This is a genomic window from Weissella sagaensis, from assembly GCF_010306265.1.
GTDB classification, from domain to species: Bacteria; Bacillota; Bacilli; order Lactobacillales; family Lactobacillaceae; genus Weissella; species Weissella sagaensis.
Genome location: NZ_BLKA01000002.1, coordinates 88,089 through 104,555 on the forward strand (window position 1 = coordinate 88,089; position 16,467 = coordinate 104,555).

Genomic DNA, 16,467 nt, shown 5'->3' on the forward strand with positions numbered 1-16,467 from the left:
GTATTCTAAAAAAGCGCTTGTGCACAGTGCTGATTTTATTATCCTAACGAAAGCAGCAAATTAATTATGTTAAATGATTAAGGTGAAAATATGAATAACTTAAAAAAAATCGTAATGATTGCCGCAACTAGTATAGTTGGCATGTATGCATTATCTACAAATGATGTGACGGCAAATAGTGTCCCCAACATCACAGCAGGCGAAGCAAACAAACCACGAATGGATTTGGTTGATGTGTCGTCGTGGAATAAAACACTATCAGTGACTGATTTTCAAAAAATGAAGGCGCATGGTGTGCGGGGAGTGATTGTTAAGCTAACTGAAGGAAATTATTATGTTAGTCCAGTGGCAGCAACTCAGATTTCAAATGCGCGCACTGCAGGATTAATTGTTTCAGCTTATCACTATGCCAAATATCGCTCACCACAGGAAGCATATCAAGAAGCCGATTATTTTGCGAATCAAGTTCAAAAGCTGGGTCTGCCAACCACAACTGTTTTAGCAAATGATTTAGAAGATTCACAGACACAGGCAGGAAATGTTACAAATAATGCTTTGGCGTTTCGTAATCGTTTAACAGCACTTGGCTATCAGCGTCAAATGTTGTATACAGCGCCATACTACATTTCGCAAACCCAATTAGACGTGAATTTATTTGGTAATCGCAATATATGGATGGCTTCGTATCCTTATAATCCGACTAGTGATAATTTATGGCATCAACAATATGGTGCGTGGCAATGGAATTCTAATACGAATTTTCCAGGCGTAACAGGCGTATTTGATGTATCTGTTGACTATGGTTCACAATTCTTAGCAGAACAGGCAACGACAACTAACGTGAATGATGCAATACAAAATAATAAGCATGAGACGCAGCCAAAACCAGTTTTGCCAACTAAACCAGTTGAAAAAATAGAATCGACTCATTATCAAGGATACATTGATGATGGTACGGCATGGCGTTGGTATGAAAAAGGACGCCTTTTCACAGGATTTAGGTTTTATAGGGGTGCTTATTATTGGTTTAAAAATGGTGTTCGTCAAGTCAATCAATGGGAAAGTGCCTGGGGTTATCGCTATTATGTTGGCTTTGATGGACGAGCTGTGCAGGGATTACAAACTATTAATCAAAAGCAATATTATTTTGGTGATAATGGGACGTTTTATCTACGAACAAATCAAAAAGTAACCATCAATAAGCAACATTTCCTAGCGAATGAACAAGGTGTTTTAACTAAAGTTAATACCAAGCGCCAAGGATATTTGGATACCCCGCAGGGATGGCGCTGGTTTGAAAATGATCAATTATTTACAGGATTTAGATTTTACATGGGTGCTTACTACTGGTTTGAAAAAGGTGTTCGTCAAGAAAATAAATGGAAGAGTGCTTGGGGTTACCGCTATTATGTGGGATCAGATGGCCGTGCTGTACAAGGTCATCGAAAAATAAATGGCCACTGGTATTATTTCGGTAATGATAATACATTTTATTTGCGTTAAGAATATCAATTTAATGATATATTTAAGTTGAATTTTAATTTAGTATAATACAAAAGGTTGGGGCATCTTTTTGTCTCAATCTTTTTTTATAAGATAATGTAAAAATTAGCAACAATTGTACAAGTAAGCGTATAATACAAGTAATTAAACTGAATTAAGAAAAGCAGGTTATAGATAAATGATTACAATAAAATCACAACGAGAAATCGAAGGGATGAAGAAATCTGGTGCTATTATTGCAGGTATGCATAAAGGACTTCGGAATTTAATCAAACCAGGTATTTCAACATGGGAGATTGAAAAGTTTAGTCGTCACTATATTGAAAGTCATGGTGGTCGTGCTGCCCAAATCGGGTTCGAAGGATTTGAATATGCAACAACTGTATCGGTCAATGAGGAAGTGGCACATGCCTTTCCACGTAAACATTTGTATCTAAAAGAAGGTGACATTGTCAAAGTTGATACGGTTGTCGACCTTGATGGCTACTATTCTGATTCAGCCTGGACATATGCAGTTGGTCAAGTATCTGATCAAGTGGAAAAATTAATGGCTGTTACAAAAAAAGCACTTTATATTGGTATTGATCAGGCGCAAGTAGGTAATCGTGTCGGTGATATTGGTGCCGCAATTGATCAATATGTGACGCAAGAAAATGGCTACGGTAATGTCCGTGAATATGTTGGTCACGGTATTCAGCCAACTATGCATGAAGAACCAGCAATCCCACACTATGGGAAAGCTGGTCATGGGTTGCGTTTGAAGCCAGGTATGACGATTACGATTGAACCAATGGTTAATTTGGGTGGCTGGAAAGTCAATACATCGACAGAAGATGGTTGGACAGTTACAACAGAGGATGGTTCTTGGTCAGCGCAATATGAACATGTGATTGCCATTACAAATGAGGGGCCTAAGATTTTGACATCACAAGATTCAGAATTTGATGCAAAGTATTTGTAATGTTTTTTGATTGCAAAGGAGATTTTGGTTTGTCAGAAAAAAGTTATATTTTTTCAAAGCGGTTTTTAGATATTTCAGTAGCATTATTTGCGTTGATCATTTTATCCCCAGTTTTCTTAGTGATATCATTATTTTATTTATTTGGTGATAATAAAGGTCCTGTTTTTTATCAACAAAAACGCGTTGGTATGGGGCATCAAGAATTCGGTATTTATAAGTTTCGTTCGATGGTCGTAGGTGCTGAAGAAAAATTATATGCAAATAAAGACTTATACGCAAAATTCGTTGCGAATGGCTATAAATTACCAACTGAAGAGGACCCACGTATCACGAAATTTGGTGCTTTTTTACGTAAAACATCTATTGACGAATTACCGCAGTTTATTAACATTTTAAATGGCGAGATGAGTATTGTTGGTCCACGTCCAGTAGTAGAAAAAGAATTGGTTGAATATGGGGATGATGTTGATAAATTCCTATCAGTTAAACCAGGCGCAATGGGCCTTTGGCAAGCTAGTGGGCGGAGTGAAATACAATATCCAGAACGTGCTGAGCTAGAAATTGGCTATGTTGATCAAGCTGACTTATGGTTTGATTTCAAAATTTTGTTTATGACAGTTATCGCTGTTTTTAAGGGTGAAGGCGCAATGTAGCGTATTCAACTATAAAACTTATTATTTCTCCTGTATAATTAGAAATAATAAGTTTTAATTTTTAACTGATTAAAATTTAATCAGAAATTTTAAGTTTAAAAGGGAATAATAGAAATGAATAATCAATTTACTGTTACCGATTTATTTAAGCATTTGCTTCGTAATGCTTGGTGGATTATTATCTTAGGCATTATTGGTGCAATGGGGATGTTCTTTATTAACAAGCAACCATCATCAATTAATGTTAGTGCTACACGCACAATGTATGTTGGTAAGATTGATAGCAATGCTAAGGATCCTAATTCACAAGTTAATGGAAACGCTTGGATGTTAAAAACTTATCGAGAAATCGGAAAAGATCGTACAATTATTGACCCTGCTGTTGCACAATTAAAAAAGCAACACGTTAAGGTGACTGGCGCACAATTGCGCCAAGCATTAACCTTATCATCACCAGAAACTACTTTGTTAATTAAAGCAAAAATATCTGGTATTGATAAGGGCACTAAAGCAGTGAAGATGGTGAATGCTTATACGGATTCATACGCTAAGAATGCACCAAAATTAATTGCTGATATGCCACAACCAGAATTAATGTCATCAGCTAAAAATGCACAAACGGCGACAATTGTTTCTGGCGGTTCACCAAAGAAAGCAGCATTGTTTGGTTTAGTTGTTGGTTTGGCTGTGGGAATTGTTTTGGCATTCTTTACCGGCATCTACAAAAATATGAAAGCAGTAAAGAATTAAAAAGGAGTTTTATATGATGTCTTGGTTAATGCCATTTGCAATGCTTCCAAAGACGTATACATTTTTCTTCTTTGATTCGTTTGCTCAAATTGCGATTGCGGTTTTTGGATTATATATATTAGGTAAATTGTATGTACAACCACAGTTATTAAGCACGGTATTACCCAAAACAACCACTTTACGTCTTTGGGGTGTGTTTGTGGTTGTACAGTTATGTTTGATGGCCTACCAATCAGTGAAAATAGGGAATAGTCAGCAAACATATGGTTTATTACACAGTTTAGTATCCTTTATTCAAATGATTTTGGTTATTTGGGTAGCCTACACTGTTCAAAAAATGGCGATTCAATCATTTGATGATGCAAAAAAATTTGTTAAAAGTGTTATTTGGACGATTATTGGTTATTCAGTTATTGTTCTAGTGCCACAAATTCTGTTTTTACTCGGAGTTGGACGCTTTAGTCGAATAACAAATGCTATAGCGAGTCTGTTTGAGCGTCATTGGTTAGATCGTGACTTTTATAATAATGGTAGTTATGTGACCACATTATTCCGTTTAAATGGATTAGAGCCCGAAGCATCTTTTTTGGCATTGTTACTAGGGTTAGCATTTGCACCATTATTATTGATGATTATTCAAGAACCGATAAAGTCGTTTAAAAATCATCGTAAATTGTATATATTATCTTGGTTAATTGTTATTTTTATTGCTTTAGTCTTACTTTATGCTAAAACAACCACTGGCTTTTTAATTATTTTTATTTTAGCGTTGCTGTATTGGTTAATGGCACCTAGAAATCAAAAATTGTGGTTGTTTGTTTTGGGGATGATAGCCTTGGTAGGTAGTGCGCTTGCATATGTTGCAATGCCATCAGTTAATGAATTACTTAATCGGTGGCTGTTTGAAAAAGGTGGCACTGATAATCGTTTAGGTGGTACGATTGGTCTAATCGGTGCCTGGTTACATCATCCATTGTTGGGAGTAGGTTATGGATATGAAGGTCCGTACATTGTAGACAACTTACCACAATGGTCTAAGAATAATTATGAATACATGGCAGTGTATAAAAATCAATCATATCCAATTTTAAATGATGTGTTTGGTTGGTTAGCACGGTATGGATTATTATTTATGGCTACTGGTGCTTGGTTATTATTTGGCTTGATCAAGCGTGCAATGACCGTCTTAAAGTCATTGGGACAATTAAATAATCCTGAACATATTGTGTTTTATCGGATTGTTATTAAGGCATTTTTTGTCACAACAGCAGCTATTTTAATAGTGGCAGCAGTAACACCTGCCAACGTGACATCATGGCCAATTTTATTAATGCTATTTTTCTATTGGCGAGTTATTCATTTAGCAGAAGATGAAGTTAGTAGCAAGTAAGGAAATATAATTGTATGAAAGTTTTGATAGCAACACATAAACCATATCAAATCCCTGATGAGGCGGCTTATTACCCCATTATGGTGGGTGCGGATTTACGAGATCAAATTCCTGCAGGTTATTTAAAAGATAATACTGGGAAAAATATGTCAAAAATGAATCCGTTTTATAATGAATTAACAGCTTTGTATTGGGCAAAAAACAACTTACAAGACGAAGATATTATTGGTTTAGTACATTACCGGCGCTACCTTGGTAGTAAGGGTGGTCATGATTTGAATAATATTCTATCAGAAGCACAAATTCGCACAGCACTGAAAAAAGTGGACGTGTTATTACCGAAGCAACGTAATTATTATATTGAAAGCCAAAAAAATCATTATTTGAATGCGCATAAGAATGAACCATACTTTGTGATGGCAGATGTGATAAAAGAAAAATTTCCAACTTATTACGAGGCATTTATCACAATGGGACAATCAAAGCGGGCCCATTTGTTTAATATGAGTATTATGAACCAGGAAAACTTTCAGTCATATACATCATTTATGTTTGATGTATTAGATGAAGTTGAAAAGCGTATTCCGTACCGTGAGTACGAAGGTCAAGAGCAACGCGTTTTTGGTTTTCTATCTGAACGCTTAATGGATACTTGGTTGTACACGGAACAAAAAACATTTGCGGAATATCCGATTATCACAACTGAAAAAACAAATTGGATTGATAAAGGAACGCAATTTTTGAAACGAAAATTTTTCAAAAATGGTCGCAAAAAGGTTCATTTTTAAGGTTGTGGAATCATAAATTATGATAGAGTATATTTAATGTATTTTATATAAAGATGTAATAGGGGATAATAAAAATGACTTTAAACGATAAAAATTATGATTATCTAATTGTTGGTGCAGGCCCATTTGGTGCAATTTTTGCTTATGAAGCAGCAAAGCGTGGTAAGCGCTCATTAATTGTTGAAAAGCGTCCACATATTGCAGGTAATACGTATACACATACAGAACATGGTATTACGGTCCATGACTTTGGTGCCCATATCTTCCATACTGATAATAAAGAAGTTTGGGAGTATATTAATCAATTTGCTGAATTTAATGGTTATCAAAATCAAGTTGTTGCTAACTATAAGGGTGAACTATACAACCTACCATTTAATATGAATACATTCTATGAGATGTGGGGAACTAAGACACCTGCTGAAGCACAAGCTAAGATTGAAGAGCAAAAAAAGGCAGCACTAGCTGAATTAGGTGATCGTGAGCCACGTAATTTGGAAGAACAAGCTATCTCATTGATTGGTACTGATATTTACCAAAAGTTGGTTAAGGGTTATACAGAAAAGCAATGGGGACGTAAGGCAACTGAGCTACCAGCATTCATTATTAAGCGTCTACCAGTTCGTTTCATTTACGATAATAACTACTTTAATCACCGTTACCAAGGTATCCCAGTAGGTGGTTACACACAAATCTTTGAAAAGATGTTGGACAATGATTTAATCGATGTTCGTGTCAATGAAGATTTCTTTGATCACAAAGATGAATACATTGCTGAATTCCCACGTATTGTGTATACCGGAATGATTGATCAATTCTTCGATTACAAGTTTGGTGAATTAGAATATCGTTCAGTTCGTTTTGAATCAGAATTGAAGCATGTTGATAACTACCAAGGTAACTCAGTTATTAATTATACTGATGCAGAAACACCTTACACGCGTGTGATGGAATGGAAGCATTTTGATGGTTTGTCAGATGATGGTGTCACTATTGTGACGAAGGAATACCCACAAGAATGGGATCGTTCAAAGGAAGCTTATTATCCAGTTAATGATGAGAAAAACACAAATTTGTATAAGCAATATGCAAAAGAAGCACGTCAGCATTCAGCACAATTTATTTTTGGTGGTCGTCTAGGTCAATATCGTTATTATGATATGGACCAAGTATTCAATGCAGCATTTAATACTGTTAAGAAAGAATTTGATATACCAGCAGATTTTAATTTTGCACATGATGAAAAGCACTAAAGTAATTAGACTCAGTCATCTTCGGTTGATTGGGTCTTTATTTTTGGATATTATAAAGTAGCGCACTGTGACATATGAATTATGGTTAATTGTGTTAACGACAGCGCTATATGTGAAACCAAAAGATTAAGAAATATGACTTAACAATGAGAGTGGGAGAAAATATGGCAAAACCAATCCTAGTAGATAATCAAAAAAAGCATTACTACTATATGGATATATTAAACATTATGGCAACGATGGCGGTATTATGGTTACATACATCAGAATATGCTTTTGAGTATAAGCCACATGACCCTAGTTGGTATATTAGTTTAATTATTCAAGTTGTATTTATCTGGGCAGTACCAATTTTCTTCATGATATCGGGTGCTAATTTGTTAAATTATCGTGATCGTTATGATACGAAAACTTTTTTCAAAAAAAGAATGCTTCGTGTGTTGCTGCCATTTATTTTTTGGTCATTTATTTGGTATGCGTGGAATCATTTTGTCATGCATCAAGATAATTGGTCGATTAAAGGATTTATCAATGGGATAGAATATGATACGATACAACCTATTTTTTGGTTCTTCTATTTTGTGATTCCAATCTATATTGCAATGCCTTTCTTATCAGTATTGGCAACAAAAGCTAATAAAAAAGTTGTGACATATATCATCACTTTATATGTTATCGGCGTTGGTATTATTAATTATGGCTATATGTTGTTGCAACGTACACCAGATCAAATGGTCAATAATGTGCCATTGGTTTTGTCAACAGGTGTTGGTATTTTCTTTATTGGTTGGTATTTACATACGTTTGAGATAACTAAAAAAGTACGGTATTGGTTATATGCTGGTACTGGATTAAGTATCATTTTTATGATTTTAACCACAATTGTGCTGTCAGCTATACGTGGTGAAACAGTTCGTGATGTGTATAGTGTCTTTTCAATTGGTGGTTTCTTCATTCCTTTAGGTATTTGGGCGTGGGCACAACACCGATTTGATATAACCTGGCAACCATCCGCAAAGGTTGCAACATGGCTACGCAAACTCTCGGGTGTTTCACTAGGTGTATATGTGATTCATGAATTTTTGATTATGATAATTGAACATGTATTTAGTTTGTCGGCATCATCATGGGTACATCTATTTATTTTACCGTTGATTGTGTGGCTGTTAAGTGTCATCATGATATTAATTTTACAAAGAATCCCAGTTGTTAAAAGGTTATTACCCTAATAATAGGAATACAGGTGAGTGAGCAACCTGTCTGTATGAATAGAGGAAAATATGCAAGTTGTTAAAAATTATTTATACAATGTATTTTATCAATTACTAACGGTGTTAGCGCCCTTAATTACAATGACCTATCTTTCGCATGTTTTAGGTGCGTCAGGAATGGGTGTTCAAGCTTGGACAAATTCAATTGTTAGTTATTTCTTATTGTTTGCAACGTTAGGAATTACACTTTATGGGCAACGTGAAATTGCGTATGTCCGTGATGATGTTGCATTACAAAATAAGCGCTTTTGGGAAATTCAACTATTGCACACAATTGTTAGTTTAATTTCAATAGCACTTTACATATTATTTATTTATAGCATGCGAAATGTATCAGGTGAATTTAGTCAAAATAATCACCAATTGTATTTACAAACTTGGGTGATTGTTTCAGGATTGCTTGATATTTCATGGTATTTTATGGGCTTGGAAGATTTTAAGAAAACAGTTATTCGTAATTCGCTAGTTAAAATTGCGATGGTTATCTTAATTTTCTTAGTTGTGAAGTCACCAGCTGATGTTAATCGTTATATTTTACTATTAGCTCTAACGCAAGTTGTTGGTAATATTACGATGTGGTTTTATATACCAGGTAAGGTTAAGTTCCCAAAAATCAGTACTTTGGATCTACGACGTCATTTATTACCAACGATTGGTTTATTTATACCAACAATTGCAACACAGGTTTATTTACAACTGAATAAAACAATGTTGCCATTATTCCAAAATAGCACGATTGACTCAGCCGCATTCTATGAAAATGCTGATAAAATAGTGAAAGTATCACTTGCGTTAGTGACAGCGATGGGAACGGTTATGTTACCACGTGTTGCCAGTTATTTTTCAAAAGGCAACATGAAGGCTGTTAACAAAGCAATTTATCTATCGATGGATTTTGTAACGGCCTTAGCTGTGCCATTGATGTTTGGTATGATGGCATTAGGACCCAAAACGGCTATTTGGTATATGGGTGCTAACTTTTTGCCTGCTGGTTGGACAATCTCGCTTTTATCGCCAATTGTGTTATTCATTGCTTGGAGTAATGTGATTGGCACACAATATTTAATGCCAATTAATCGGACAAAAGATTTTACGATATCTGTAACGGTGGGTGCTTTTGTTAATATCTTGTTGAATTTTATTACGATTCCATTATGGGGTCTATACGGTGCTGCAATTGCAACTGTTATTTCGGAAGTAGCAGTAACGATTTACCAGTTTTGGGTTGTGCGTTATGATTTGTCTTTTGCTAAATTATTCAATGGTGTTTGGAAATACTTTGTGGCTGGTATTGTGATGTTTATTGTGTTACTTATCATGACGATAAATATGGCGGCAACACCAGCTAGATCAGTTATTCAGATTGTTGTCGGGATTATCATTTACTTTAGTTTGACGATTTTATTACGTGCTAACTTTATTGGTAATATCAAAAAATTTATCGCAGAACACTTTAATAAATAAATGATTAAAAAAAGTGCCCGTGAAGGGGTGCTTTTTTTGTTATACTTATAACTAGTACAGTTAGTTAGGAAGAGAAAAATTTATGTCTAAGTTATCGTTAGTGGTCCCTGTTTTCAACGAACAAGATACGGTCGAATTATTTTATAAGGCTTTGGAAGCAGAGCATCAGAATTTTTCAGAGTATGATTTAGAATATTGGTATATTGATGATGGTTCTACAGACAATACTATGGTTGAAGTAGAAAAATTAGCAGCCAAAGATGAAAACGTTCATTACGTCTCTTTTTCACGTAATTTTGGTAAAGAATCAGCTTTATATGCAGGTTTAGAACATGCAACAGGTGATTTTATTGCCGTAATGGATGTTGATTTGCAAGATCCACCTGAAATGTTACCAGAGATGTTAGCTGGTGTGTCATCAGGTGAGTGGGATGCAGTTGGTGCACGTCGTACAAGTCGTAAAGGTGAGCCTATCCTTCGTTCATGGTTCTCTAAGTTGTTCTATAAATTAATTAATGCCATGTCAGATACGCATATTGTTGAAGGTGCGCGTGACTTTCGTGTTATGACACGACAAATGGTGGATGCAATTTTAAGCATGCAAGAATATAATCGTTTCTCAAAGGGGATTTTTTCTTGGGTTGGTTTTAAGCAAAAGTATTTAGAATATGAAAATAAGGATCGTGTTGCTGGTAATACGTCGTGGTCATTTTGGGGATTGTTAAGTTACTCAATTGAAGGATTTATTGATTTTTCGAGAGCACCATTAGTGCTGGTTTCATTCTTGGGGATGTTTTCTTTCTTATTAGCGTTAATTGGCGCAATCATCGTTTTCATTCGAGCCATTATATATCCTGAAACTTCAGTTTTTGGTTGGGCATCAATTGTGGTTATTGTGTTAGCGCTAGGTGGGATGCAACTATTGAGTATTGGTATTTTAGGTAGATATATTTCTAATATTTATTTAGAGTCAAAACATCGTCCAATTTATGTTTCACGTAAAGAAAAATAAGTAAAGTACATCTATTAAGGTAATGAATGACGAAGTATTTGTTCATTTGTTAATATTAAATTATTATATTTAGTTTGGAGAAAATAACATGACAGTGAGTGCTGTGGTAGTAACGTATAATCGTCTACCGATGTTAAAAGAAGTTATTGCGGCGTTACAGAATTCTGATACAAAGGTAGATAACATTATTATTGTTGATAATAATAGTGAAGCAGATACACAAGAATATTTAACTAGTCTTGGTAATCAAATTCGTTATGTGCGTTTACCTGAGAATATTGGTGGTGCTGGTGGGTTTAATAAAGGTGTTCGTTACTTTATGGAAGAAACGGATGACGATTATGTATGGTTAATGGATGATGATACTGTGCCAACGCCTTCTGCGCTAACGGAGCTACTTGAAGGTGCTAAAAAAGTTAATAATCAATTTGGCTTTTTGGCTTCAGATGTGCGTTGGACTGACAATACTCGTGCTAAAATGAATTTACCATTTCCAATTAACCGCTTTAAAAAAATCCCATTAGATGCAACTGAAATGGAACAACTACGAAACGCAACTTTTGTTTCAGTAATGTTTACCCGTCAAATTGTTGCAAAAATTGGTCTGCCAGTTAAAGAATTCTTTATCTGGGGGGATGATATTGAATATACGGAACGTGCAGCACGGCAATTACCAGGATATATGGTGCCAACATCACGGATTATTCATAAGATGGCACAAAATGTTGAATCTAATGTTTCGTTAGATTCAATTAACCGTGTACCAAGATATTTCTATGCCTTTAGAAATCGGATGTACTTTAGTCGTAATCGTGGGTTTATTCGTTTTTTGCGTGCTCATATTCGGATAGCCTATGAAATGTTAATGATTTTCTTTAATGGACAGCCTAAAAAATGGCTACGTGTCAGAATGGTAATTAAAGGTGTTGTTCATGGTTGGTTTTTCCATCCGTCAGTGGAATATGCGAAGAACAAGGTAAAGGAGTAATCAAATGGGAAAAGTAAGTGCAGTCATTGTTACCTATAATCGATTACCAATGCTTAAAGAAGCTATTGCAGCATTAGAATCTGTTGAACCAAAATTATCGCACTTAATTGTTGTTGATAATAACTCTGATAATGACACGAAGGAATTTTTAGAATCACTGGGTGACCGTATTGAGTATGTCCGCCTGGCTGAAAATGTCGGTGGTGCAGGCGGATTTAATGCTGGTATTCGTTATTTTTATGAACAAACTGATGATGATTATGTTTGGGTAATGGATGATGATACGATTGTACATCAAGATTCACTGCAACCTTTATTAGCATTTGCTAATGAAAATCAAAACTTTAGTTTCTTATCATCGAATGTTTTGTTCACTGATGGGACCCCATCAGTTAGAAATGTATTACGTCAATACGGTACGTTTAATACAACATTGAATAAAAAATTTACTAAGCCTGTGTTAGTAGAAAATGGGACGTTTGTTTCAGTTTTATTCCCACGTCATATTGTTGGTGAAATTGGTTTACCAATTACAGATTTTTTTATTTGGATTGATGATTTGGAATATACAGAGCGGGCTTTAAAACTTGCTCCGGGTTACTTAGTTCCTGCTTCTAATGTAACGCATAAAATGCGTTCTAATACAGAAGATGATATTACCAATGATATTCCGGAACGTGTGTCACGTTACTTTAATATGTATCGTAATCGTGTTTATACGATGCAAAAGCGTAATTTTTATCGACGAGTTCGTGGTGAGGCGAAAATTAAGTGGGATTATATGCGTTTAAAGAAAAGTAATTTACCCGATAAAGATGCACGTTTAAAAATTATGCGTGATGGTATTGCTGCAGGTAAGGAGTTCAATCCGACTATTGAATTTCCTAACGAGAAGCATGATGTTAATTAGTATCACGAAAATATCATGATGAATAATAAAAAATTAAACCGATTAGATAGATCAGCAGTCGCTGGTCTATCTTTTTTTGATTAGTGTAATTGCCCAAAAAACTAATTTTTTATTGGTTGTTTAATTTTATTTTTTCTACGTAATTTGTTTCGTAGTATGATGAGACAATAAATTAAATGAGGTGGTAAGCATGTTAATAATAAGGCTTCTGTTGACTCTCTTAGCTGTTTTTTTGTTTTTAATTTAGAAAGTGAAGTAGTCAGAGCTTACGAAGGACGACTTGTTAATGCTAATTATAAAAAAGGTTTGGAAATAAACGAAGGTAATAAAAATTGTTCCAATTTAGTGGAACTAGCCTATTTTAAAGATAAAAATATTTGGATAATTGGTGATTCTTTAATGATCGGTTGGAATGGTAATCGGGTTGTTAGTAACTCATGTCCCAATATTGTAAGGCGACTGTTGCAACCTAATTCACTAAATGATTGTTATTCTTTTTCTGGTGCACAGATAAGTGGTAATCGCGCAACTAAACCAGTCGATTTAACAAATAATGTCACTAACATTATTAATGATGTAGAATTTAAAAGTGCAGATTATTTGCTAATTGCACTCGGTGTGAATGATTTGAATTATAGTGATAATAATATTGGTTATGTTCAACAAAGGTTACAATCAAATATTTATCGATTAAAACAGGCAAATCCTAATTTAAAAATTATGGGGAGTGTCCCGTTTGATTCTTATCTGCAAAAAAAAGCCAGTGATTATACGCTTAAAGATTTGCAGGACGCATTGAAAGTAACGTTTAATAGTTTTGGCATTCCGATTATTAATTGGCAACAGTCACCTTTTGCTTATAGTCAATATTCTTTAAACGATGGTGTTCATCCAAAAACAGATGTTTATCAACAAATGAGATATGCAATATCAAATTTCATTGTTCATAATCGTAATATGACACAAAATATTGATGATAAGAATAGTACACTCTTTCTATCTAACGGGTGGCAAACGAATGAACTAGGTGATAGACAATATGTTCATAACAATATACTACTTGTAGATTGGCAGCTAATTGATGGTGTATGGTATTATTTTGACCCGAAAACAAAAGCTATAAAAAAATAGAGATAATAATTTAATAGACAAAAAATTATTTTGAACGTCCTTATATACGTTGTTAAGAAAGACAAAGTTATAAGGAGAATTTTGATGAAAAAAGGCTATTATATTGCAAGTGTGATGTTTATCGCAATTTCTATGGGAGTTACGGTAACTAATGATAAGTGTGTGAATGCCCAAAATAAGAATGAATACATTAATCATCGCTTTTATCAAAATGGGATGTTAGGTAATGGCTATCTAAATGATGGTCATAATTGGTATCTATTTAAAAATGGACAAAAACAAACTGGAATTCAACGATGGTATGGGCAATATTATTATTTTGATAGTAATACTGGCTTACGGCAAGATAATGTGTTTAAAAACCAATGGGGTAACACATACTATTTTAATAACGATGGCAAAGCTGTTTCATCGTTACAACATATTTCAGGAAACAAGTATTATTTTGGTGAAGATAATACACATTATCTTCGTAAAAATCAGTGGTTAAAAATTAATGGAGGAAAATATTATGCAAATCATGATGGTGTTTTATTAACAGGTATTCATAAAATAGAAGGTAAATATTACTATTTTGATTTAAATACAAGTCAATTATTAAATAAGCGGGATTATGTATTATCTCAATGGGGTAAGTGGTATCTTGTTGATAATAATGGTGTTGTACAGAGTGGGTTGCAACGTTGGCAAGAAAACTATTATTACTTTGATCCAATAACGTATTTAAAAATAACAAACCAAACAGTTATGATTAATGGCAATAAGTGGTCTTTTAATAATGAAGGTGTTGGCCATAAGCAAGAAGAAAATGACGTAACACTTCGAGAGTTGAATAAAATACGAACAGCTAATGGCTGCAAGCCACTTATCTGGGATAATGAATTAGCTAACCTAGCAACAACAAGGGCTAACTATACAAATTCACGTGGGATTCCATCGGATCACTGGCGGACAGCTGGTGAAGTAATCGGTATAGGGTGGTCAAAAGGTTATCCTGTTATTAATGCTTGGTTTAATGAAATAAATATGTTGCCCGTTGGTACGAGGGGACATTATAACTGGGTGTTAAATAAGAATGTAACAAAGGTCGGTTTTGGATATGCAGGAAATGTTATCGTAGGTGAGTCTCGTTAAAAGTATCTAAGTAAATATGGAAAAATCCGTGAATTCGATGATTTGTAATCAATTTACGGATTTTTAATTGGTTACATTGTTTAAAAAGCTAGCTATAACAGCATTTTTAGAAATAAATTAGCACTTTACAATAAAGAGTGCTAAAAGTGTTGACATTTAGATATAAGGCGTGTACTATAATAACTGTTAGCACGAAGTAGTTGAGAGTGCTAAGGAGGTGACGCGTATGTTAACGGAAAGACAGCGGCTAATATTAGCCACCATAATTCGTGATTACGCAAAAACCGGCAGAGCTGTTGGATCTAAAACTTTATTAAGTGAATTAGATTTAGCAGTAAGTTCAGCAACTGTGCGTAATGAAATGGCACTATTAGAGGAATTGGGCTTGCTACAAAAAGAGCACACTTCATCTGGTCGCGTCCCTTCACAGCGAGGCTATCGTTATTATGTTGACGAATTAATGCGTCAGCAACATTTATCAAAAGTTGTTCAGGAATCTTTAGAACATGTGTTTAATCGTAATTTTCAAGAAATTGATGATTTGATGCAAACAATGGTAAATGAATTAGCAAGCCTAACAGGTTATACGGTTGTTGCTCTAAAACCTGAATCAGCAGATATTCGCTTATCAGGTTTTCGTCTCGTACCAATTAACGGCCAACAAATTATGGCGATTATTGTTACGAATGATGGACAAGTTACGAGTCAAAGTTTTCGTTTACCAGAAGGTATGTCCGTAAAAAATCTTGATGATATGGTTGATTACATTAATAAGACATTAGTGAACCAACCCATTATTGAAGTTTTACGAACCCTAACTGGTGACTTGCCTTGGCAGATGGAACGTACAATCCGAACACCAGTTGCATTTTTGCAATTATTCGGTGATGTCTTGGCACGTTCTATTCATGATAAAGTGTTCATTGGCGGTTATTTAAATGTTCTTGACTTCACGACTGATTCTAGTTTGCAAGATATCAAACAATTATATCAATTGCTTGATTCAGCTAGAGATATGCGACGAGTTGTTGGAACGGCAAATGACGGAGTGATGGTACAAATTGGTGATGAAAATGGTAACAGTTTGTTATCACCATATAGTTTAGTATCAGCCACATATCGTGTTGCACAGTACGGCGTTGGGGCAATAGCTATATTAGGTCCAACATCTATGCGGTACGCTGACATGATAAGCTTGGTTGATGCGTTCCGGAGTGCTTTAACGCAACAGTTACTAGAATATTATCGTTAGAAAAGAG

At 34.7% G+C, this 16,467-nt stretch carries 15 protein-coding genes; all 15 read left to right on the plus strand.

Annotation, left to right across the window (positions count from 1 at the left end; genetic code table 11):
* Positions 1-90 precede the first annotated feature (90 nt).
* On the plus strand, positions 91-1,503 hold the full coding sequence (locus G7Y65_RS03030) for a GH25 family lysozyme (protein ID WP_165314578.1): 1,413 nt from the start codon (positions 91-93) through the stop codon (positions 1,501-1,503).
* Between the two features lie 178 nt (positions 1,504-1,681).
* Positions 1,682-2,464, plus strand: a complete 783-nt coding sequence (gene map / locus G7Y65_RS03035) for a type I methionyl aminopeptidase (protein WP_042494633.1) — start codon at positions 1,682-1,684, stop codon at positions 2,462-2,464.
* Complete coding sequence (locus tag G7Y65_RS03040) at positions 2,464-3,117, plus strand: sugar transferase (protein WP_206222674.1); 654 nt, start codon at positions 2,464-2,466, stop codon at positions 3,115-3,117. Before map ends, G7Y65_RS03040 begins: the two co-directional genes overlap by 1 nt.
* Before the next feature lie 114 nt (positions 3,118-3,231).
* The gene (locus G7Y65_RS03045) at positions 3,232-3,867 is read left to right on the plus strand and encodes a YveK family protein (RefSeq protein WP_141926693.1); all 636 of its coding nucleotides are present in this window, start codon (positions 3,232-3,234) and stop codon (positions 3,865-3,867) included.
* Positions 3,868-3,880: 13 nt separating this feature from the next.
* Entirely contained in the window at positions 3,881-5,257 is a 1,377-nt protein-coding gene (locus G7Y65_RS03050; RefSeq protein ID WP_137600603.1) for an O-antigen ligase family protein, read from the plus strand.
* A 14-nt stretch (positions 5,258-5,271) separates the two neighbouring features.
* Positions 5,272-6,045 (plus strand): DUF4422 domain-containing protein, encoded by a 774-nt coding sequence (locus G7Y65_RS03055; protein ID WP_042494640.1) that lies wholly within the window; start codon positions 5,272-5,274, stop codon positions 6,043-6,045.
* A 74-nt stretch (positions 6,046-6,119) separates the two neighbouring features.
* A complete protein-coding gene (gene glf, locus G7Y65_RS03060; protein ID WP_042494642.1) occupies positions 6,120-7,298 on the plus strand; it encodes a UDP-galactopyranose mutase in 1,179 nt (392 codons plus the stop codon).
* A 164-nt stretch (positions 7,299-7,462) separates the two neighbouring features.
* Positions 7,463-8,527 carry an acyltransferase gene (locus tag G7Y65_RS03065; RefSeq protein WP_165314579.1) on the plus strand — a complete coding sequence of 355 codons (1,065 nt, stop codon included), beginning with the start codon at positions 7,463-7,465 and terminating at the stop codon, positions 8,525-8,527.
* Between the two features lie 51 nt (positions 8,528-8,578).
* Positions 8,579-10,033, plus strand: a complete 1,455-nt coding sequence (locus G7Y65_RS03070; protein WP_137600601.1) for a flippase — start codon at positions 8,579-8,581, stop codon at positions 10,031-10,033.
* Between the two features lie 82 nt (positions 10,034-10,115).
* Positions 10,116-11,045 carry a glycosyltransferase family 2 protein gene (locus tag G7Y65_RS03075; protein ID WP_147161804.1) on the plus strand — a complete coding sequence of 310 codons (930 nt, stop codon included), beginning with the start codon at positions 10,116-10,118 and terminating at the stop codon, positions 11,043-11,045.
* A gap of 88 nt (positions 11,046-11,133) precedes the next feature.
* On the plus strand, positions 11,134-12,033 hold the full coding sequence (locus tag G7Y65_RS03080) for a glycosyltransferase family 2 protein (RefSeq protein WP_147161805.1): 900 nt from the start codon (positions 11,134-11,136) through the stop codon (positions 12,031-12,033).
* Between the two features lie 4 nt (positions 12,034-12,037).
* Positions 12,038-12,943, plus strand: a complete 906-nt coding sequence (locus tag G7Y65_RS03085; protein WP_165314580.1) for a glycosyltransferase family 2 protein — start codon at positions 12,038-12,040, stop codon at positions 12,941-12,943.
* A 345-nt stretch (positions 12,944-13,288) separates the two neighbouring features.
* Positions 13,289-14,074 carry an SGNH/GDSL hydrolase family protein gene (locus G7Y65_RS03090; protein WP_275669037.1) on the plus strand — a complete coding sequence of 262 codons (786 nt, stop codon included), beginning with the start codon at positions 13,289-13,291 and terminating at the stop codon, positions 14,072-14,074.
* Between the two features lie 84 nt (positions 14,075-14,158).
* Positions 14,159-15,208 (plus strand): CAP domain-containing protein, encoded by a 1,050-nt coding sequence (locus tag G7Y65_RS03095; RefSeq protein ID WP_137600596.1) that lies wholly within the window; start codon positions 14,159-14,161, stop codon positions 15,206-15,208.
* Positions 15,209-15,434: 226 nt separating this feature from the next.
* Entirely contained in the window at positions 15,435-16,460 is a 1,026-nt protein-coding gene (gene hrcA / locus G7Y65_RS03100; RefSeq protein WP_137600595.1) for a heat-inducible transcriptional repressor HrcA, read from the plus strand.
* Positions 16,461-16,467: the final 7 nt, after the last annotated feature.